General features: G+C 68.7%; 9 protein-coding genes (1 of these 9 cut by a window edge). 7 read left to right on the top strand and 2 right to left on the bottom strand.

Features of this window, described 5'->3' with window-relative positions; translation table 11 throughout:
• The 3 genes from VMT40_RS08735 to VMT40_RS08725 are packed head-to-tail and all read left to right on the top strand — an operon-like array spanning position 1 to position 6,534.
• Complete coding sequence (locus tag VMT40_RS08735) at positions 1–4,191, top strand: thioester reductase domain-containing protein (protein WP_326357481.1); 4,191 nt, start codon at positions 1–3, stop codon at positions 4,189–4,191.
• A gap of 57 nt (positions 4,192–4,248) precedes the next feature.
• Complete coding sequence (locus VMT40_RS08730) at positions 4,249–4,983, top strand: hypothetical protein (RefSeq protein ID WP_326357480.1); 735 nt, start codon at positions 4,249–4,251, stop codon at positions 4,981–4,983.
• 57 nt (positions 4,984–5,040) lie between these two features.
• The gene (locus VMT40_RS08725) at positions 5,041–6,534 is read left to right on the top strand and encodes an MFS transporter (protein WP_326357479.1); all 1,494 of its coding nucleotides are present in this window, start codon (positions 5,041–5,043) and stop codon (positions 6,532–6,534) included.
• Here VMT40_RS08725 and VMT40_RS08720 read toward each other — a convergent pair.
• Complete coding sequence (locus tag VMT40_RS08720) at positions 6,446–8,401, bottom strand: aconitate hydratase (protein WP_326358537.1); 1,956 nt, start codon at positions 8,399–8,401, stop codon at positions 6,446–6,448. The genes VMT40_RS08725 and VMT40_RS08720 overlap by 89 nt on opposite strands.
• Before the next feature lie 146 nt (positions 8,402–8,547).
• On the opposite strand from VMT40_RS08720, the gene VMT40_RS08715 reads away from it, so the two are divergent.
• Positions 8,548–9,522, top strand: a complete 975-nt coding sequence (locus VMT40_RS08715; RefSeq protein WP_326357478.1) for an oxidoreductase — start codon at positions 8,548–8,550, stop codon at positions 9,520–9,522.
• 12 nt (positions 9,523–9,534) lie between these two features.
• On the opposite strand, the gene VMT40_RS08710 is transcribed toward VMT40_RS08715, so the two are convergent.
• Complete coding sequence (locus tag VMT40_RS08710) at positions 9,535–10,842, bottom strand: DoxX family protein (protein ID WP_326357477.1); 1,308 nt, start codon at positions 10,840–10,842, stop codon at positions 9,535–9,537.
• Between the two features lie 274 nt (positions 10,843–11,116).
• Between VMT40_RS08710 and VMT40_RS08705 the strand changes: the two genes are divergently transcribed.
• The 3 genes in view from VMT40_RS08705 to VMT40_RS08695 are tightly spaced (at most 31 nt apart) and all read left to right on the top strand, a layout consistent with a single transcriptional unit that may run on beyond the window.
• On the top strand, positions 11,117–12,829 hold the full coding sequence (locus tag VMT40_RS08705) for a fatty acyl-AMP ligase (RefSeq protein WP_326357476.1): 1,713 nt from the start codon (positions 11,117–11,119) through the stop codon (positions 12,827–12,829).
• Positions 12,826–14,166 carry a MupA/Atu3671 family FMN-dependent luciferase-like monooxygenase gene (locus tag VMT40_RS08700; RefSeq protein WP_326357475.1) on the top strand — a complete coding sequence of 447 codons (1,341 nt, stop codon included), beginning with the start codon at positions 12,826–12,828 and terminating at the stop codon, positions 14,164–14,166. Before VMT40_RS08705 ends, VMT40_RS08700 begins: the two co-directional genes overlap by 4 nt.
• Positions 14,167–14,197: 31 nt before the next feature.
• Positions 14,198–22,536 carry the beginning of a non-ribosomal peptide synthase/polyketide synthase gene (locus VMT40_RS08695; protein WP_326357474.1) on the top strand. The gene runs 20,008 nt beyond the window's last position, so the window shows 8,339 of its 28,347 coding nt (coding positions 1–8,339); it begins with the start codon at positions 14,198–14,200; its stop codon lies beyond the right edge, outside the window.

The raw sequence follows: 22,536 nt of genomic DNA, 5'->3' as shown, positions 1-22,536 counted from the left end.
TTGCGGCTCACCGCTGCGCAATACGAGATCTGGCAGCAGCAACGGCAGCTCGCGTCCACCGCGATGCTGAATATCGCCGAGTACGTCGAGATCAGCGGGACGATCCGGGTGGAGCTGCTGACGGCGGCCATTCGCGCCACCGTCGCCGAGACCGAGGCGCTGAACCTGCGCTTCCACGACACCGAGGACGGGCCACGGCAAGAACCCGAGGCCGTGGATTGCGAGGTCCAGGTGGTGGACCTGCGCGACCATCCGAATTCCCTTGCGGCCGCGCGGGAATGGATGGCGGCCGATGTCGCCACCGATCTGTGCGTGTACAACGATCGACTGTTCGCGCACGCGGTGTTCCTGATCGATGACGACACCACGCTCTGGTATCACCGGGTGCATCACATCCTGCTCGACGGATACGGCCTGGTGCTGTTCGCGCGCCGGGTGGCGCAGGTGTACTCGGCCCTGGCCGTCGGCGCGGCGCCCCCGCCGGTGAACTTCGGCTCCCTCGCGGCCGTCGTCGAGCACGATCGCGCGGATCTCGAATCCGAAAACTACGCGCGCGCCGCGGAATTCTGGCTGGATTACGAACGCGATCGGCCCGCACCGGTCGGTCCCGCCGGACGCACCGCACCCCTGTCTCCGCGAATGACGCGGGTGCAGCACGAGCTTCCGTCGGAACTTGTCGCCGCCCTGCGTGCCCAGCGGGCCGCGACCTCCGCCGAGGCGATCATCGCGGGGGTTGCCGCCTATCTGCATCGCGTCACGGGCGCGTCCCAGGTGAGTCTGGCCCTACCGGTCATGATGCGCATCGGCACCCCGGCCCTGCGGGTACCGACCATGACGGTCAATGCCATTCACTGCTGGACCACGTTCACCCCGGACAGCACCTTCGCTGACATCACCGCCCAGGTCTCGACGCACCTGCGCACCAGCCGCCCCCACCACCGCTACCGGTACGGTGACCTGCTGCGCAGGCTCGTGAACACCGGTGGCGACCGTCGAATCTCGGGACCGTCGGTGAATGTCATGCCCTTCGACTTCGGTCTCCGCTTCGCCGAATCACCTGGGATAGTCCGCAATGTCGCCGCCGGGGTCGAGGAGGACATCGCCTTCCGCCTCTACGACTACGGTGACACCGGTATCCGACTCGTCATCGACGGCAACCCGAATCTCTACAGTTTCGGCGAACTCGAAGCCCACGCCCGCCGTCTCGGTGTGTTTCTCGCCCGTCTGCTGGCCGACCCCGATCGCCCACTGGGCCACCTCCCACTCGTGGACGCCGAGGACGCTGCGCTGCTGCGCACTTGGCGCGAGCACGAAATCGCTACGCGGACACCATCACTCGATCCGAATTCGGCGGATGACGATACCGTCGTGGCGATGTTCCGGGCACGAGTGCGCCGGACACCCGAGCGGATAGCCGTGGTGGACCGCGCGGACGCGATCACTTTCGCCCAATTGGGTGAGCGGGTGGAGGCTCTCACGACGCGGTTGCGCGCACGCGGCGTCGGCCCGGGATCGGTTGTGCTGCTGGTACTTCCACGCGCCATCGACGCGGCGATCGCGCTGTTCGCCACCGCGGCGGCCGGTGCGGCGTATGTCGCGGCGGACCCGAATCACCCCGCCGGACACGTGGAATTCCTCCGCACCGACAGCGGCGCGGAGGTGCTGCTGTCGGCCGTGGACAGTGCGGCAATCGGCCCGTGCCCAGCCTCGCCGACCCCGAGGATCCATCCCGATTACCCTGTGTGCCTGACCTACACGTCCGGCTCGACCGGCACGCCCAAGGGCGCGTCGATCACTCATCGCAGCCTGGTGAACCTCGCCCGCCATCACCGGCGGCTGTTCATTCCGGACGAGCGGCACCCGAAGCGGGCCGCGCTCACCGCCTCGTTCTGCTTCGACACCTCGTGGGAGGGCCTGTTCTGGCTGCTGAACGGCCATGAGCTGCATATCGTCTCGGAGGAGGTGCGATCCGCGCCGGAGGAACTGCTGGCGTACGTCGATCGGCATCGGATCGACTTCCTCGACACCACGCCCACCCAGGCGGAGCAGCTCGTCGCGGCCGGACTGCTCGCCCCGGGGGCGTACCGGCCCGGAGTGCTCGCCCTCGGCGGAGAGGCGGTGGGACAGGCACTCTGGAGCGCGCTGCGGGAAGCGCCCGATATCGACGTCTACAACCTGTACGGCCCCAGCGAGGCGACGGTCGATGCGACCTGGGCGCGCCTGGCGGACACCGAGATTCCGGTCATCGGCTCGGCCGTCTCGGGCGTCCGCTCCGAGGTGCTCGACGAGCGGTTGCGTCCGGTGCCGCCCGGGGTACCCGGCGAGCTGTACCTGGCCGGGGATTCGCTCGCCCTCGGATACCACCGCAGGCCGGGCCTGACGGCCACCCGCTTCCTCGCCGACCCCGACGGTGTGCCCGGTGGGCGGCTGTATCGCACCGGTGACCGGGTGCGCCGCCTGCTCGACGGCACGCTCGAATACCTCGGGCGCACCGACGATCAGGTGAATCTCGCGGGCGTGCGCATCGAGCCCGCCGGAATCGAGGCCGCCCTCGCCACGCACCCGAGGGTCACGTCCGCGGCGTGCGCGGTCATCGATGACCGGTTGGTCGGATACGTGGTCACCACCGACCCGCCGCCGCGCCCGGCCGATCTGCGCCGCCACCTCCTGGACCGCATTCCCAGGTACCTGGTGCCCTCCCTGTTCGTCACCGTGCCCCGCATGCCGACGACCGTGACCGGCAAGCTGGATCGCGCCGCCCTGCCCCGCCCGGCCGCGACCGGCGCGGTGGTCCGCCCGCCCCGCGACGATGTCGAACGCGGGTTGTGCGCCCTGTTCGCCGAGGTGCTGGGCATCCTGGAGATCGGAATCGACGACGACTTCTTCGCTCTCGGCGGCGATTCCGCCATGGCGGTCCGCGTCGCCGCGCGAATCCGGGAGACGCTCGACCTCGCCGCCGATGTCCGCACGATCTTCGAAACCGCCACGGTGGCCGAGCTGGCCACGGAGCTGGATGCGAATCGGACTCGGGTACAGCGGATTCCGGACCTCGAAGCGGATGCGCGCTTGGCGGCCGACTTCCGAATCGAGTCGCCCACGCCCGAAGCATCCGGTGTGCCACAGCATGTCCTGCTCACCGGTGCCACCGGATTCCTCGGCGGCTTTCTCCTGGCCGAACTGCTGGCGCGGCCGGACACCCGGGTGACCTGCCTGATTCGCGGGACCGCAGGATCGGCGCGGCTGCGAGAGACGCTGTGGAAGAACGGAATCCGGATCGATTGGGATCGAGTGACGGTCATTGCCGGTGACCTCGCACAGCCCGGCCTCGGCCTGACAGCCAATGACTTCCGCGCTCTCGCCGAATCGGTCGATGTGATCGTCCACAATGGCGCGCCGGTCAACCACCTGACGCCGTACGCGCGTCTGCGGCCGGGCATTGTCGAGGGGACCCGTGAGCTCCTGCGCCTGGCCTCGCTCGGCGTCACCCCGGTGCACTACATCTCCACCTGCGATACGGCCGTCGCCTCGGACCACAATCCGGCGCTCGTCCTCGAGCGTCGCCGCGCCCCGGCCGCGAAAGTCCTTGCCAATGGCTACATCCAGGGCAAGTGGGTGGCCGAGGGGCTGGTGCTGGCCGCGGGGGAGCGTGGTCTGCCCGTCACCGTGCACCGTCCAGGATTGGTCTGCGGTCATTCCGTCACGGGCGTCGGCAATAGCCGCGACGCGTTCTGGACATTGGTGCGCGCCATGGTGCTGCTGGGCGTCACCCCGGATCGCCCAGACCTGGTGAACCTGGTTCCGGTGGATCACGTGGTCGGTGCCATCGCGCACCTGGTGCACCACGGATATACCGGGGTGTATCACCACACGGCCGGTGAAATGACGTCTCTTGCAACAATTCTCGCCAGGCTACGCGCTCAGGGGTATCGGCTCGCTCCAATACCTGAGCACGTCTGGGTCGAGCGGCTCTCGCGGCTGGGCGCGGAGGGCGAACAAGCCCGTGCCCTGCTGGACGCCAGGCCACCCGCTCCCCGGCGGTCGATCCGCTTCGACCGCGCGAACGCCGATAATGCCCTGCGCGGCATCGATATCCCCGCACCACTCGTCGACGACCGCGTCGTCGACGCCTGTCTCCGGTTCTTCCAACGCACCGGATTCCTACCGGCACCGGACTCCGTGTCCGTCGCCTGATCACCGAACGTCGCGCGCGCGACGTCCACCGCACCATCCCGATGAGAGGTCTGTCCTTTGCGCACCCTGCACACCGTCACCCTCGCCGCCTTCTCCGCGGCCGCCCTGTCCCTCACCGCTGCCACCGCGAATGCCACTCCCGCGCAGTCGGATTCGGTGCCGCGACCGTCCGGCCTGCACTTCACCGCGAAGATCGTCGGCCACTCGGTGGAAGTGACCACCGACGGCGGGACCCTCACCGCCACCGACGGACGCTTCGCGGTCCGTGACGCGAATGGTGAAGTGCTGGACGGCATTCCGCTCACCTATCAGCGTGACGGCAAGTCGTGGCCGATCGCCGCCGAGATCCACGGCGACACCGCCACCCTGACCCCCGGCACCGATCCGGCACAGGCCGTCCCGGTCTCGGCGCCCGCGCCCGCCGTCCCGGCCACCCTGACCGATGCGGCCCTGCACGACACCGCCATCGACTGGCAGTCCCCGGACTTCAATACCGCGGTCATGAACTTCTCGACCATGGCCGGACTCGGCGTCACCCTGGGTACTTTGATCGGCACCGTCGTCGGCGCGACGATCGGCTGTGTCGCGGGCGGAGTCGCCCTGGCCGCCGCCCTCGGCACGGTGACCATCGGAACCCTGACCATCCCCGGCTTCCTCGGCGGCTGCCTGGTGACCGGCGCGGCGCTCGGCGCGATCGGCGCGGTCATCGGCAATATCTTCATCGCGGGCCCGCTCGGCGGCATCGGCGCGCTCCAGTTTCTGGACGCCATGAACAAGCAGGCCACCAAGTAGGCGAGACCGTTCCCCGCCGATCGGGCGACAATTCGTCGCCGATCGGCACTTCCCAGGATGAGACATCGGCCGCCGCCTGAACGCGGCCGACATCCGTCGCCGACCGTCGGATCGGGGGCCGTCCTACCGGTCGTGTGCGCGGCGTCGTTCCTCACGTTTCTCGATGTGTCGGTGGTGAACATCGCCTTCCCGAGCATTGCCGGATCCTTCGCTGGCACTCGGGAATCGGTGCTCACCTGGGTGGTGAGCGGGTACGGCGTCACCTTCGCCGCCTGCCTGGCCCCGGCCGGGCGGCTGGCGGACGTGATCGGCCGGGGACGGCTGTTCCTCGTCGGCCTGGGCGCGTTCGTCCTCACCTCGCTGGCCTGCGCGGCCGCGCCGACCGCCGCACTGCTCATCGCGGCCCGGCTGCTGCAAGGGGTTTCGGCGGCGGTGGTCGTGCCCGCGTCCATCGGGCTGTTGCTCGGCGCGGTCGAACCGGACAAGCGCGCCGGGGCCATCGGCACCTGGACGGCCACCAACGGGCTCGGGGCGGTCCTGGGTCCGGTACTCGGCGGTCTTCTGGTCGATCAGTTCGGCTGGCGGGCCATCTTCGCCATCAATATTCCGATCGGACTGATCCTGCTGGCGGCGGTCGTCCGGCTCATCCCGATGGATCGGCCCGAGACCAGGGCACCGCTGCCGGATGTCTTGGGCACCATCGTGTTCGCGACCGCCATCGGATCGCTGGTGGCCGCCATCACCCGCGGCCAGGATTGGGGTTGGACCTCGCCGCTGACCCTCGCGCTCCTGATCGGCGGTGCGGTGCTGCTGGGGCTGGGCATGGTGCGGGCGCGCGAACACCGCAGCCCCGCCGTGGATCTCGGGCTGTGGCGCGTCGGCCTGTTCGCCCGCACCAGCGCCGCGTCGGCGGTCATCGGGTTGGCGTTGTTCGCGCACATGCTCATGGGCCCGATCTTCCTGTCCACGGTGTGGCACTACTCGGTGATCAAGGCATCCCTGGTGCTCACCATCGCCGCCGTGGCCGCCATGGTCAGCTCGGTGCTGGTCGGCAAGGTCGGCACCGTCGAGAACGCGGGCCGCCTCTCGGCCCTGGGCGCGACCCTCTTCGGGGCCGGTGCGGCCGTGCTGGGCACCAACGCCCTCACCGCGACCGATCGCCTGTGGACGGTCTGGGCACCGGCGGCCGCCGTCATCGGGCTCGGTATCGGATTCGCCTTCGCCGCCTTGGGAATCGCGGCCTCCGCGGCCATTCCGGAGGACCGCTACGCCGCCGGACTGGGCATGAACTTCACCGTCCGCCAGCTCGGCGGGGCGCTGGGCATCGCCATCCTCGCCGCCGTCGTCTCCGCGCACGGCCGCCACCTGCTCGATGCCGTGCACGTGCTATACCGCATCGAGGCCATCGTCCTGGTCGCGGCGATACCGCTGTGCCTCACGCTGCGACCGGTGACGAAAATTCTCACGGATGACGTTCGGCCAGGCGAGGAATCAGACCACCGGCCAGAACGTCTTGGACCTGGCGTGGTGAAAGGCGGTGGCGGACAGTGAAAGTGGAGTCCTTCGTCAGATTGCGCACCGGCAAGGCTGTCTTGCGCGGGAGTGTCTCGCGCAGGTCCTCGACCGAGAGCACATCCTCCTGGTCGATGGCGTCGTAGTCGGCCGGATCCTCGAATTCGAGGGCCAGCACACCGAAATTGGCCAGGTTCTGCCAGTGGATGCGGGCGAAGGATTTGGCCACCACGATGCGCAGACCGAGGTAGGCCGGTGCGATGGCGGCGTGCTCGCGGGAGGAGCCCTGGCCGTAGTTCTCGCCGCCGACGATCACATGCCCGGAGTCCGTGACCCGCTGTGCCCGTTGCCAATACGACTCGTCGATCCGCGCGAAGCTGAACTTCGCCAGCTCCGGAATATTGGAGCGGAAGGGCAGGGCGCGGGCTCCGGCGGGGGAGATGTCGTCGGTGGAGACATTGTCACCGACCTTCAGCAGGACCGGGGCCTGGATTCGATCGGGCAGCGGTGTGGAGGTCGGCAGGCTGGAGATGTTCGGTCCCTTCACCGGCCGCACCCGCATCGCTTCCTCGGGCGGCAGGGGAGCGGCGAACATCGCGGTATTGACCGAATGCTGCTGCGGTAGCGCCAGTTTCGGATAGTCCAGGTGTACGTCGCGTGCCCACTCGCGCGGGTCGGTGATCACCCCGGTCAGCGCGGAGGCGGCCGCGGTCTCCGGTGAACACAGCCAGACCGCGTCCTCCTTGGTCCCCGAGCGCCCGGGGAAGTTGCGCGGCATGGTGCGCAGCGAGTTGCGTCTGGTCGCCGGTGCCTGACCCATGCCGATGCACCCCATACATCCGGCCTGATGGATGCGCGCCCCGGCGGCCACCAGCTCGGCGGTGGCACCCATGAGCGTCAGATCGGTCAGAATCTCCCGCGAGGTCGGATTGATATCGAAGCTGACCTGCGGCACCGTCTGCCGCCCCGACACCATGGCCGCCGCCATGGCGAAGTCGCGCAGTCCCGGATTGGCGCTGGACCCGATCACCACCTGGGCGATATCGGTGCCCGCGACCTCCCGGACCGGCACCACGTCGCCGGGCGAGGACGGCTTGGCGATGAGCGGCTCGAGGGTCGACAGATCGATGGTGTCCTCGATGTCGTAGCTGGCATCCGGGTCGGCGGTCAGTTCCACCCAATCGGATTCGCGTCCTTCCGCCCGCAGAAACTCGCGCACGGCCGCGTCGCTGGGGAACACCGTGGTGGTCGCCCCCAATTCGGCTCCCATATTGGCGATCACATGCCGATCCATGGCCGACAGGCCCGCCAATCCGGGCCCGTGATACTCGATGATCCGGTGCACGCCGCCGCTCACGTCGTAGCGCCGCAGCATTTCGAGGATCACGTCTTTGGCCGAACACCACTGCGGCAGTTCACCTTCCAGGCGGATACCCCAGATCTCGGGCATGACCAAACGCAGCGGCTGCCCCGCGATCGCCAGGGCCACTTCCAACCCGCCCACCCCGATGGCCAGCATGCCCAGCGATCCGGCCGCGGGCGTATGCGAATCCGACCCGGCCAGCGTCTTGCCCGGCACCCCGAAGCGCTGCATGTGCGTCGGATGCGAGACGCCATTGCCGGGTTTGGAGAACCACAGCCCGAATCGCTGGGCCGCGGTCCGCAGATACTCGTGGTCCTCGGCGTTCTTCTCGTCGGTCTGCAGCAGATTGTGATCGACGTACTGGACGCTCACCTCGGTCCGCGCGTGATCCAGCCCGAGCGCCTCGAGCTCTTGCATCACCAGCGTCCCGGTCGCGTCCTGGGTCAGGGTCTGGTCGATTCGAAGGGCGATCTCGTGCCCGGGTGTCATCTCACCGGCGACGAGATGGGCTCCGATCAACTTCCGCGCCACATTCTCAGCCAAGGTCACATTCGGCCATACCACCGTGCGCGAGGCATAAACACCACCCTGCGCGAGGCGTGAACCCGTCCCGGCCACCGGTGTGCTTAGACTACGAACGGCGTAGTACTGGACGGCTGGAACCACATCGGAAACGGGAGTGGGGCGGCATGCGGAACGCGCTCGATGCGGATCTCGATCTCTCGGCCCTGTTCACGCCGTCGGCCATCGGCACGGTGGCGGTACGCAATCGCTTCGCCATGGCCCCGCTGTCGCGGTACGCCGCGCGACGCGGGATCCCCGCCCCGGAACTGGGTGCCTTCTATCGGCGGCGGGCCGCGGGCGGGGCCGGACTCATCATCAGCGAGGGCATTTCCATCGGCGACGGCCCGGCGGGGTCGGGGGTCGCGGGCATTCGGGACCCGGGGGCCGTGGCGGCCTGGAAACGGATCGTCGACGCCGTGCACGCCGAGCGGGTGCCGATCTTCGCGCAGTTGATGCGGGAGGAGACGGGCGGGTCGCGTCCGGTGGAGAGCGAGCGCACGGTCGCCGGGTACGTGGAGGCCGCGCGGCAGGCGCGCGTCGCGGGCTTCGACGGGGTGGAAATCCATGCGGCGCACGGGCTGTTGCCCGCCACGTCGGGCTTCGGCGCGGAACTGGTGGCGGCGGTCCGGGCCGAACTCGGGCCCACCGTGCCGATCACCTACCGATTCTCCCAGTGGCGACTCGATCGCTACGATGATCGCCTCGCCGAGACGCCCGCCGAACTCGAGGCGCTGCTGCGCCCGCTGGCGGAGGCGGGGGTGGCCGCGTTCCACCCGTCCACCCGCCGCTTCGACGAACCCGGATTCCCCGAGACCGGCGGGCCCCGTGGGCAATTGAGCCTGGCGGGCTGGACCAAGACGGTGACCGGTCGGCCCGCGATCATTGTCGGCTCGATCGGGCTGGCCAAGCGCGGCGACGAGGCCGAGGCGGCCGACACGCTGGGGCCGCTGCTGCGCCGATTCGAGCGCGGCGAGTTCGATATCGCCGCGGTCGGGCGCGCGGTCCTGGCGAACCCCGACTTCGTCGACCTGCTCCGCAACGGCCGGGTGGATGACCTCGTGCCCTATGACGAGCACCGGCACAAGGCCACCCTGCGCTGAGCTCGACCCGCCTCAGCGAATCAGCTTGCCGGTATTCGGATACTCCTGGACCCAATGGAAGGCCCGCCCGCGCAGCGGGAACGAGTCGGGATTCACCTGGCGCAGCGCCACTTCCACCGGGCGGCCGTCCAGGTCGCCGTGCAGGGTCAGTCGGTCCGTCGCGGCCCGCTGGTAGGCGAGGGTGTAGCTGAACGACGGCAGCCCACTCGGCGGGGCGGTCTCGGTCTGCGGCGGACTGGACAGGGTGACGGTGCCCGCTTCGATGTCCACCGACGCGACGGCGGGCACCATCGAGTCGTCCATCTTCTGCACCGCTGCCTTGCGGGTATCGAAAACCAGGCGTCGCCAACGGTTCTCATCGGTGGTGAGCGGCGGCAGCGCCTTCCCGTCCAGGGTGAAGTCGGTGACCTCCCAGATCCCGTACAGCGGCGGCTCCGCGACGCCGTCGCCCTGGACCCGATAACCCTCCAGCGCCATCTGCACGGCCCCCACCAACACCCAGATGCCCAGCGCCGCGCAGGCGAGGCCGATGAGCCCGTTGGCGCGGCCACCCCGGAACAGCGGCGGCTGTGTCACCGGTGCGGAAGGCCGCTCCAGCACAAGCAGATTCGCGAGCCGCCGGGCCTGCGGCGCCAGCACGAACAGGCACATGAGCACGAGATGGAACGACAGCAGCTTGACCGGCACGTCGAAGGTCATGTTCAGCACGAACACCTGCAGCAGGCTGATCAGGCTCAGCATCGCGCCCACCGTCGCGGTGCGCGGAACGAACAGCAGCAGTCCGCCGAGCACTTCCGCTGTGCCCAACAGCATTTCGTACACCGGCGCGGACCCGACCTGATTCCACAGCACCGCCGTCGGGCTGAAATCGCCGTAGGGCTGGAGCAGGGTGATCAGCGTGGGCCGCGGCATCTGCAGCGGAATCAGCTTGGCGGTGCCGTAGAGCAGCATCTGCCCGCCCAGGCAGAGCCGAATGAAGGTCAGGAACCAGGCGTGCAGCCGGACGTAGGAGCCACGTCGGCGATCCAGGATCGACCACACCACCGTAATGACCACCGCCGCGGTGAACACACAGAAGATCAGCACCCACAGCGGCGCCTGATCGCCGCTGTAAGACTTGCGCAGCGGCGCGACCTCGGTCCCGAAGACGTGGGTGCTGACCGTCCGCACGAAATCGTCGAGCCCGTCCATCTGCCCGCCGACCGCGTGGGCCGCCAGCCGGGGGAACAGCGGCCCGGCGAAGACCAACACGATCTGGGCGAACAGCATGCACAGCAGGCCGAGGTAGGCCACACTGAAGCGGAATGCGATCCGCGTCAAGGGTTTCCACCGTGGTCTGCTCGTAGTTTCGGGGACGCTGCGGTCTTCGCGTTCGAGAACATCGGTGGCAGTGCTCGACATCCGGACTCCCATCGCGGGCGGCGGGGTGTGCAGATCGACCGGCACCGATGATGCCCTGGGCCACGGTGGCCCGCACCGCCGACACGCGATGAGATGCGGGAATGTTGCCGAGTCCGCATTCAGCCGCCAAGATGGGGCCTGGACTGTTCTTTCCGCTGCTCTTTCGTCTTGATCCGATTGGAGCCGGGCGTATATGCAGAGATTGCGAAGGAACTCGCAGGGCCGACGGGACCCCAACGCCCGCACCCTGGTCGACATTCTGTCGGCGCGAGTGCTCGAAACCCCGCACCGACCGGCCTACACCTTCGCGAACCAGAAAGAGAACAAGGACGTTTTCGATTATCAGCGCGTGTGGGACCGGGTGGCCGGGCTGGCCGAACGAATCATCGAGGAGACCACCGTCGGCGACCGGGTCGCGCTATTGTGCCCGCCCGGTGCGGATTTCGTGTGCGCCTTCTTCGCCTGTCTGACCACGCGCAGAATCGCAGTGCCGGTTCATCTTCCGATGTCGGAGCGGCAGATCGCCACGCTGCGGGCCATTCTGCACGACAGCGGCGCGGCGGCGGTCATCGCGCCCCTGGCCACGGTGCCGATCGAGAGCGAGCAGCTCGGCGGCGACATTCGGATCATCGACTGCGACAACGCCGGGCAAGGCCTGGGATTCGAGCCCTTCCCGGGCTCGGCCCCCGAACCGGAGGATCTGGCCTTCCTGCAATACACCTCGGGATCGACCGGGTTGCCCAAGGGCGTCATGGTCCGGCATCGGAACCTGATCGAGAACCTCGGTGTGCTGCAGGCGAAATATGAACTCACCCCGAGGAATTCGATCGTCTCGTGGCTGCCGCCCTACCATGACATGGGTTTGATCCAGGGTGCGCTACTGCCGATGTTCGTCGGATTCCCCAGTACCCTGCTCTCGCCCATGACCTTTCTGCGTCATCCGCTGAGCTGGCTGCGCGCCATTTCCGAATGCGACCACGTGGTGGCGGGCGGCCCCAATCTCGCCTACGGACTCTGCGCCAAGCGCGTGTCACCGGTCGAGGCCGCGGCCTTGGATCTGAGCGGCTGGGACATCGCCTTCGTCGGAGCCGAACCGGTCGATCCGCGGACGCTGCGGAGTTTCGCGGATGCGTTCGCGGTGAGCGGTTTCCGCGCACGCAGTTTCACGCCCATGTACGGGCTGGCCGAGTCCACCCTCTATGTCAATGGCGCGGATCTCGGTGCCGGTGCGCGGTCGCGGTACTTCTCCGCGGAGGATCTGGAGAGCGGCGTCGCCATCCCGAAACCGGTTGGGCGGGAACTGATCAGCGTCGGATCCGTGGGACCGGGTGTGGCCGTGGTGGATCGCGAGCGGCGGACCCGCTGCGCCGACAATTTCATCGGTGAGATCTGGCTGACCGGGCCGAGCATCACCGCCGGGTACTGGCAGAAACCGGCCGAGACCGCCCGCGGTTTCGGGGCCACGATCGAGGGCGAGGACGAGACGCCCTACCTGCGGACCGGTGACCTCGGCTTCGTCTGCGACGGTGAGCTCTACATCTCCGGCCGCATCAAGGAACTGATGATCGTGCACGGCCGCAATATCTTTCCGCAGGACATCGAGCGCACCATCGTCTCGAACCACCCCACGGTGCGTCCCGGCGGCTGCGCGGTGTTCGCGGCGGAGATCGACGGTCAGGAGCGCGTGCTGGTCGTCCAGGAGCTCGATCCGGAGCGACCGGAAGACACCGCGGCGCTGGAGGATTCGATTCGCGCCGTGGTCAGTCGCGAGCACGGGCTGAGCGTGTACCGCGTGATCTTCGTCGGCAAGGGTGAGGTGCCCAAGACCACCAGCGGCAAGATCCAGCGGCGACGCCTTCGGGAAACCTATTCATCGGCAACGGCATTCGAGGAGAGCGTGCTATGAGTACCCCGCCCGAGACCGCCACGGTGCTGGACTTCTTCGTGGAGTGGGCCGCCGACCGGCTGGAGCGGGATACCGTCGATCCACGGCTGCCGCTGACTTCGCTGGGGCTGGATTCGGTCAAGGCCGCGGAACTGATGACCATTCTCGAGGAGCGGTTCGACACCGAGATCACCGCCGAGGACATCTTCGACGGCCTGAGCCTGGCCGATGTGGCCGAGATGGCCGCCGCGCGCGGCGGAAACGGTCATGTGCCCGAGTCGACCGGGCCGGGCTCCCGGGGCGAGGACCGTCCGGAGCGCGGCGAGATCGACTTCAGCCTGCTGTTCTTCTCCAGCGACGCGCAGCAGGCGTCCGAGGGCCGCTATCGCCTGCTGCTGGACAGCGCGCGCTTCGCCGACACGCACGGCTTTCGCGCAATGTGGTTGCCGGAGCGGCATTTCCACAAGTTCGGCGGCCTGTATCCGAACCCGTCGGTGCTCGGCGCGGCACTGGCCGCCATTACCGAGCGGGTGCGGATTCGGGCGGGCAGTGTGGTGCTGCCGCTGCACAATCCGATTCGCGTGGCCGAGGATTGGTCGGTCGTCGACAATCTCTCGCACGGCCGCGTCGATCTCGCCTTCGCCACCGGTTGGAACGCCGACGATTTCGTGCTCGCGCCCGACAATTACGCCGACCGGGTCGAGATCACCCGTGCCGGAATCGACACCGTGCAACAGCTGTGGCGCGGGGAGTCGGTCTCGTTGCGCACAGGCGCGGGGGAGGAGCGCGCGGTCCGGATATTCCCGGCCCCGGTCCAGCCGAGCCTGCCGACCTGGCTGACCTGTAGCGGTGGCATCGAGCGGTTCGAGATGGCCGGTGCGCTGGGCGTGAACATCTTGACCGCCTTGCTGTTTCAAGAGGTGAGCGAGCTGGCCGACAAGCTGGCCGCCTACCGCGCCGCGCGCGCGAAGCACGGCCACGACGCCGACGCGGGCACCGTCACCGTCATGCTGCACACCTTTGTCGGCAGTGACGACGCGCGGGTGCGCAAGACCGTCGAAGGCCCGTTCAAGAGCTACCTCGAGGACTCCGTCGACCTGTGGCGGCGCGGTTCGGAGGCGTTGGAAAGCCTGGACGCCAAGACCCGAGCCAAGGTCCTGGATTTCGCCTTCGAACGCTACTACCGCAACAACGGCTTGTTCGGCACCCCGGATTCCGCGGCCGCCATGGTCGCCCGGCTTCGGGAGATCGGTGTCGACGAGATCGCCTGCCTGATCGACTTCGGCATTCCCGATACCGAGGTGCTGGCCGGACTCGAGACCCTCGCACAACTGAAGACGGTGGCGCTGTCGAAGTAGGAATCGTCCATTCGAGACGCAGGAGCAGAATTTGACCGGGCCCAGTTCGGTTCCTTTTCCATTATCGGCCGCGCAACAGGGGATTTGGTACGCGCAACAGCTGACCGGCTCGAACCCGATCACCAATGCCCTCTACATCGATCTGCGCGGCGAGCTGGATGTCGAGCTGCTCATGGCCTCGTTCTGGCGGGTCGCGGGCGAGTTCGGGGCCGCCCGGCTGCGGGTGATCGAGACCGAGCACGGGCCCATGCAGGTGGTGGACCGGCCCCTGGACGAGCCGACCCGGTACCTGGATCTGCGTTCGGCGGCGGATCCCCTGGCGGCGGCGCACGAATGGATGAGCGCGGAGTACAACCGCCCCGTCGATCTGCAGCGCGACCGCCTCATCACCACGGCCGTCCTCCGGATCGAGGACCGACGCTGGTGCTGGTACCTGCGCGCGCATCACATCGCCATGGACGGCCTGGCCGCCATGACCCTGCTGTCCCGCGTCGGCGACCTCTACACCGCCGCCGTCGAGGGCAGGCCCGCGCCGGAGGCGAAGATCCAGGGCCTGGCCGATCTCGTCGCCGCCGACGAGAAGTACCGCGCCTCGGCGCGTTTCGCGACCGACCGCGAATTCTGGCAGCGGGAGCTGGACCACCTGCCCGCCCCCGTGAGCCTGGCGGGGCGCAGCGCGCAGGCCGACGGCCACCCCATCTCGGTGAGCGGTGTGCTGCCGCAGGAGACCGCGGCCCGGCTCGCCGCGGTGGTCAAGGAGACCTCGGCCAATCCCGCCGTCCCGTATCTGGCGGCCTTCGGCCTGTTCCTGGCCCGCATGACCGGCAGTGACGACATCGTGCTCAGTCTGCCGGTCTCCGCCCGCGTCACCCCCGCGGCCCTGCGCTCGGGCGGAATGTTGGCCAATACCTTGCCCTTCCGGCTCGCCATGGGTCCGCGCGCCACCGTCGGCGAGCTCATGGCGGCCGCGCAGCACCGGCTCATCGAGGTATTGCGCAGGCAGCGGTACCGGCAGGAGGACATGTTCCGCGATATCGGTCGCCTCACGCCGCAGACGCAGGTGTTCGGGCCGTACGTGGACATCATGATGTTCGAGACGACGGTGCGGCTGGGCTCGATCACCGGTCAGTTGCAGGTGTTGACGCCGGGACTGGTGTCGGATGTGTCGGTCAGCGTCTACACGGGCGCGGGCGAGACCGAGGGCACCACCGCCACGCGCATCGACTTCGTCGCCAATCACGACCTGTACACGCCGGAAGAGCTTGCGCGACACCATGATCGGTTCCTGCGGTTCTTCGACGAGTTCGTGCGGGCGTTGTGCGCCGATCCCGACACACCGTTGCGTGCGCTGGATCTGCTGGAGACCGATGAACGCGAGTGCGTGCTGCGCGAGTGGAACGACCATCCGGTGCCGATCGACTCGGGCACCACCTTGATCGAGATGTTCCGGCGGCAGGTCGCCGCGACACCCGAGGCGATCGCCGTCGTGGACGGGGCCGCGCAGATCAGCTACCGGCAACTCGCGGCCGACGCGCAACGCCTCGCGGCGGTCCTCGCCGGACGCGGTGCCGGGCCGGAAAGCCTGGTGGCCCTGGCGCTTCCGAAGGGCATCCCGCTGATCACCGGGTTGCTGGCCACGCTCGAAACCGGTGCGGCCTACGTCCCGTTGGATCCCACGTCACCGCCCGAGCGGATCGGCTACATCCTCGCCGACGCCGCCCCCATCCTCGTGCTCGTGGACGAGACCACCGCCGATCTCGTCTCCGCCAGCGACGTGCCGCGTATCCGCGTCGATTTCTCGGACTCGAACGGCCACGGCAAACCGCCCAGCGATCCGCATCGGTGGCCGCGCCCGGACAATGTCGCCTACGTCATCTACACCTCGGGCACCACCGGAAAACCCAAGGGCGTGGCGGTAACCCACGCGAACGCGGTCTCGCTGTTCCAAAGCACCCTGCCGTGGTGTCACTTCGGGCCGGACGACGTCTGGACCTGGTGCCATTCACAGGCTTTCGACTTCTCGGTGTGGGAGATCTGGGGCGCACTGCTGTACGGCGGCCGCGTGGTGGTGGTGCCGCGCGAGGTGGCCTACGCACCGGCCGAACTGTGGGACCTCATCGTCGAGCAGGGCGTGACGATTCTGAACCAGACCCCGTCCGCCTTCTACACCTTGATCGAATCCCGCCGCGCCACCGCCACGGACGCGCCCGGACTGCGCATGGTCGTCTTCGGCGGTGAGGCCCTGGACCCCACCCGATTGCAACGCTGGCCGCTGCTCGAGCGCCCGGACCCGCCGCGCATGATCAATATGTACGGCATTACCGAGACCACGGTGCACGTGACCGAACAGCCGCTCACGCCGCGGCACTGGGGCGGTGAGCCGGGACTGAGCCCCATCGGTGTGCCGCTGGCGAACCTGCGTGTGTACGTGCTCGATTCGTGGTTGCGGCCGGTGCCGGTCGGCGTCGCGGGAGAGCTGTACGTGGCGGGCAACCAGGTCGCCCGCGGCTATCTCGCCCGCCCGGGCCTGACCGCGTCCCGCTTCGTCGCCGACCCGTTCGCACCCACCGGCCGCCTCTACCGCAGCGGCGACGTGGTCCGCTGGACCGCGGCGGGCGTGCTCGAATACCTCGGCCGCGCCGACGAACAGGTGAAGATCCGCGGCTATCGCATCGAGCTCGGTGAGATCGAATCCCTACTGGCCGCACAGGATTGCGTGGCGGGCGCGGTCGTCACCACCCACACCACCGAACCCGCCACCCCCGACGCGTCGCCCGATACCCAGCTGGTCGCCTACCTGGTCCCCGACGCGCACTTCGCTCCGGTGGCCGCCACATGCCTGGAGCTGCAACGCGAAGGCGCGATCGCGGCCGCGGAGCTGCACGAATTGCCCAATGGCATGCCGGTGGTGGGCCGCAACCGCTCGAATATCGAATTCCTCTACGAGGAGATCTTCGAGACCGAGGAATACTGCCACGGCGGCGTGACGATTCCCGACCGCGGCTGCGTCGTCGATATCGGTGCGCACGTCGGCATGTTCTCGATCTACGCCAAGCGAAAGTCGCCGGGCGTCAAGCTTTTCGCCGTCGAGCCCATGCCCGAGCTGCGGCGCATGTACGCGGCCAATTCGGCCCTGCACGGCCTGGACGCCACCCTGGTGCCGTACGCGATCGGCGCGGAGGCCACCACCGACACCTTCACCTACTACCCGGAGATGTCGGTGCTGTCGGGTCGCGGCACCGACAGTCGCGAGCAGCACGCCATTCTGGAATCGTTCATCCACCACGAATACAGCGCGGAGACACAGGATCTCGGAGAGCGACTGGTCGACCAGCTGATCGCCGAACGCCTGGACTGCGTGCAGGTCGAGGTCCCCATCCGCACCCTGTCGCACATCATCGACGAGTACGGCATCGAGCACATCGATCTGCTCAAGCTCGACGTGGAGGGCAGCGAGCTCGACGCCCTGCGCGGCATCGAGGCGCGCCACTGGCCGCTCATCGATCGCATGGTGATCGAGGTCCACGATGTGGACGACCGGTTGGCGCGCATCGAGAACCTGTTGGGCGACCACGGATTCACCGCCGAGGCCCGCGTCTCGCCGAACGTGGTGGGCACGGACCTGCACATCGTCTACGCCATTCGAACCACGCTCCCGGCCGCCGCCGCGGACGACAGCGGGTCGGCGCTGCTGGAGCGGCGCGAGAGCTGGAGTGCGCCAACCGCTCTCGGCGCGGTCCTGCGTGAGCGCCTGAGCGAGCGACTGCCCGCCTACATGGTGCCCGACGTGATGATGGTCCTCGACGCTCTGCCGTTGACGGTGAACGGCAAGGTGGACAAGGCGGCCCTGCCCGATCCCGTGGTGTCCCGCGCCACCTATCGCGCCCCCTCGACCCCGGTGCAGGAGGTGGTGGCCACCGTCTTCGCCGAGGTGCTCGGCATCGAACGGGTCGGCATCGACGACGACTTCTTCGTCCTGGGCGGGAATTCGCTCTCGGCGACGCGACTGTCGGCGCGGCTGTCCGACGGCGTGGGCGTGCCCGTCACCGTGCGCGATGTGTTCGAGGCGTCGGCGGTGGGTGCGCTGGCCGATCTGCTGGCCGCGCGGGTGTCCGATCCCCAGGTCGCCGAGGACGGGCCGCGGCTGCGACCGCGGATGCGGCCGGATCGGGTGCCGCTGTCGTTCGCGCAGCAGCGCATGTGGTTCGTGAACCGATTCGATCCGGAGTCGATCGCCTACAACATTCCGATGGTCATCCGGCTCTCCGGTGCGCTGGATGTCGCGGCCCTGACCGCGGCGGTGTGGGATGTGCTGGCGCGCCACGAGGTCTTGCGCACCCGGTATCCGGACGCGGACGGGGTGCCGTACCAGGACGTGGTGCCCGTCGAAGAGCTGGACGCGGCAGCGGATCTCGACCTGAGCGTTGCCACGGTGGCCGAATCCGACTTGGCCGCCGCGATTTCCACGGTGGTGTCGTCGGGTTTCGATGTGGCCGAGCGGGTTCCGCTGCGGGTGCGTCTGTTGTCCACGAGCAGCACCGATTTCGTCCTGCTCCTGGTGGTCCACCACATCAATGCCGACGGGTTCTCGATGAAGCCGCTGGCGCTGGACCTGGCCGCCGCCTACACGGCCCGGCACGCCGGGCGACAACCGACCTGGCAGCCGCTGGCGGTGCAGTACGCCGATTACGCGCTGTGGCAGCGTGAGCTCGCGGGTGCGGCCGACGACCCGGACTCGCTGCACGCGCGCCAACTCCGATACTGGGCCGGGCAATTGGCCGATCTGCCGGAGGTCCTGGAGCTTCCCACCGATCGACCACGCCCGCCGGTGGCCTCACACCGGGGCGCGACCCACGGATTCGTCATCCCGCCCCCGGTGGTGCGGGATCTGCAAGCGCTCGCGCACGCGCGCGGCGTGACCGTGTTCATGGTCTTCCACGCGGCGCTCGCGGTGGTGCTGTCGCGGCTGTCCGGCAGTTCGGATATCGCGGTGGGCTCCCCGGTGGCCGGGCGTGGGGCGGCCGAATTGGACGAGCTGATCGGCATGTTCGTCAATACCGTCGTGCTGCGGACCGAGGTCGACGAATCCCGGCCCTTCACCGATCTGCTCTCCGATGTGCGCAGTGTCGACCTGGATGCCTTCGCCCACGCCGATGCCCCCTTCGAACAGGTGGTGGAGGCCCTCGACCCGCCGCGCAGTCAGGCCCATCATCCGCTGTTCCAGGTCATGCTGGCCTTCCACAATCTCGATCAGGCTCGACTCGAACTGCCGGACGTGGTGGTCACCGCCGCGGGCGCGGAGACCGGTATCGAGCGCTTCGATCTGACCTTCACGCTGACCGACGCGCCCGACCGGGACGGCGCGATTCCGGTGGATCTCGGGTACGCCACCGACCTTTTCGACCCGGGTACGGTCGCGGCGCTGGTCGGTCGGTTGCAGCAGGTCTTGCGGACCGTCACCGCCGATCCCACCGTTCTGGTGCGGGATATCGAGACCCTGACGGTGCCGGAGCGGAATCGGCTGGTGCGCGAGTGGGGCCGCCTCGGCGAACTCGACGGGCCCGCGGTGGTGACACTGCCCGGTGTGCTGGCCGCGGCCGTGGCCGCCAACCCGGACGGCGACGCGGTCCTGGACGGGGAGCGGCGCGTTTCGTATCGCGAACTCGACGAGCGGTCGAATCGACTGGCCCGGTTCCTGATCGGGCTGGGGATCGGTCCGGAATCGGTGGTGGCGATCGCGGTGCCGCGCTCGCTGGAGTGGGTGTCGGCGGTCTGGGCCATCGCCAAGACCGGGGCGGCGTTCCTGTCGCTGGATCCGGACCATCCGGTGGAGCGGAATCGGTTCGTGTGCGGCGATTCCGGTGCCCGTTTCGTGCTGACGGTCGGCGCTGCCGACGATTTCGGGGCCGAGGTCATCGATCTGGAACAGCTCGAGCTTTCCGATATTGACGCACAACCTGTTTCCGATGCCGAACGGCTCGGTGCGGTACGGCCGGGAAATCCGGCCTACGTCGTCTACACCTCGGGATCGACCGGGCTCCCGAAGGGCGTCGAGGTCACTCACGCGGGGCTGGCGGCGCTGCTCGCGGACCACGTGCGGCGCTGTGCGGTGGACGCGGAGTCCCGGGTGCTCGCGGTCGCCGCTCGCACCTTCGACGCGGCGATTCTGGAGTTCCTGCTGGCGGTGTCGGGTGGTGCGGCGCTGGTGGTCGCACCGCCGGATGTCTATGGCGGACAACCGCTGTGGGAGTTGTTGCGCGACCGGCGCGTGAGCCACGCGTTCCTCACCCCGGCGGTGGCGGCGTCCCTGGACCCAGACGGGCTCGACGGCCTGCGTGTGCTGTTGACCGGTGGCGACCGGTGCTCGGCGCAGCTGGTCGCCCGATGGTCGGGGACCGATGCCGCCGGTATCCGGCGCGTCCACAACCTGTACGGTCCGGCCGAGGCCACGATCTGGGTCACGGGCTCGGAATTGGTGCCGCACCGGCGCATTGGCATCGGCGGGCCGATCTCGGGCATGGGTGTCGCGGTCCTGGATGCCTGGTTGCGTCCGGTGCCCGTGGGTGTCGTGGGCGAGCTGTATGTGTCGGGTCCCGGTGTGGCGCGGGGTTATCGGGATCGGGCCGGGCTCACGGCTACGCGATTCGTGGCCGACCCGTTCGGGACGCCGGGCGAGCGCCTGTATCGAACCGGTGACCTGGTGCGCTGGGTGATCGGCGAATCGGGTTCGGGCGCACTGGAATTCGTGGGCCGTTTGGACTTCCAGGTGAAGGTGCGCGGCCAGCGGCTGGAGCTGGGCGAGATCGAGGCGGCGCTGTGCGCGATGGACGGCGTCGAACAGGCCGTGGTCGTGGTGCACGCCCCCGAGGACGGTGCGCGGCTGGTGGGCTATGTGGCGGTCGGCCAGGACCGCGCGGTCGATCCGGCGCGAATCCGGGACTTCGCGGCGGCCCGGCTGCCCGCGTACATGGTCCCGGACGTGGTGCTGGTGCTCGACGAATTGCCCTTGACCGCAACCGGAAAGATCGACCGGCGCGCCCTGCCGGAGCCCGTGTTCGCGGTGCGGGAGTTCCGCGCGCCCTCGAATGCGGTCGAGGAGATCGTGGCCGGGGTCTTCGCCGAGGTCCTCGGACTCGATCAGGTCGGTGCCGAGGACGACTTCTTCGCGCTCGGCGGTGATTCGATCGTGTCGATTCAGGTCGTCTCCAAGGCTCGCGCGCGGGGCGTGGTGTTCGGACCGCGCGACGTGTTCGAGCAGCGCACCCCGGCGCGGCTGGCGAGCCGCGCACGCCTGGTCGACGAGACGGGCGCGGGGGTGGCGGAGCTGCCCGGCGGCGGCGTCGGAGAAATGCCTCTGCCGCCGGTTGCGCGATGGATGATGGACTGGCGCAGCGGTTTCGAACACTTCGAACAGCACATGGTCGTCCCGGTGGCTGCCGGATTGGACGAGGCGCAGGTGCTCTCGGCGGTGCGCGCGCTGCTGGACCATCACGACATGCTGCGCTCGCGTCTGCGGCACACCGAGACCGGCGAGTGGTCGCTGATCGTGGACCCGCCGGGCTCGGTCGACGCGGCGGCGCTGTTCGAGCGCTGCACCTCCGGGAGCGACTTCCGCAGGCTGGCGAATGCGGCTGTCGCGCGGCTGGATCCACTCGCCGGAGTGATGGTTCGCTTCGTCTGGCAGACGCTCGACACTGCGCCCGGCCGGTTGCTGGTAGTGGCCCATCACGTCGTGGTCGACGGGGTGTCGTGGCGGGTGCTGGTCCCGGATCTGCTGTCGGCCTTCGAACAGATCGTCGCGGGCCGTACCCCGACGCTCGAGCCGGTCGGCACCTCGATGCGGCGCTGGGCGCACGGGCTCGTCGAGGCGGCCGTCGAGCCGCATCGTGTGCGCGAACTCGGGCTGTGGCAGGCCATGGTCACCGGCTCCGATCCGCTGTGGGGCGGAAGAGAACTCGATCCCGAAGTCGATACGGCCGCCACGCTCGAGCAGGTGGAGATCGAGCTGCCGGAACCGGTTACGCGCGCGGTGCTGTCCCGGGTGCCCGCCGCCTTCCACGGCGAGGTCGGCGACGGGCTGCTGGCCGGGCTGGCCGTGGCGGTGCACCGGTGGCGCGCCCGGCGTGGCATCGACGAGCCGACCGTGCTGGTTCGGCTCGAAGGGCACGGCCGCGAGGAGCAGGTCGTGCCCGGTGCGGATCTGTCGCGGACGGTGGGCTGGTTCACCTCGATGTTCCCGGTGCGATTCGACCTGACCGGAATCGATGTCGAGAACGCCGCCGCCGGTGGAGGTTCGGTGGCCTCGGTGGTGCTGTCGGTGAAGGAGACGCTGCGGTCGATACCGGACAAGGGCATCGGTTATGGGTTGTT

Origin of the sequence: Nocardia sp. CDC160 (genome assembly GCF_035818795.1) — a bacterium.
GTDB lineage: Bacteria > Actinomycetota > Actinomycetes > Mycobacteriales > Mycobacteriaceae > Nocardia.
The sequence above is the reverse complement of the archived record's forward strand: the minus strand, read 5'-3'. Positions and strand labels throughout refer to the sequence as shown.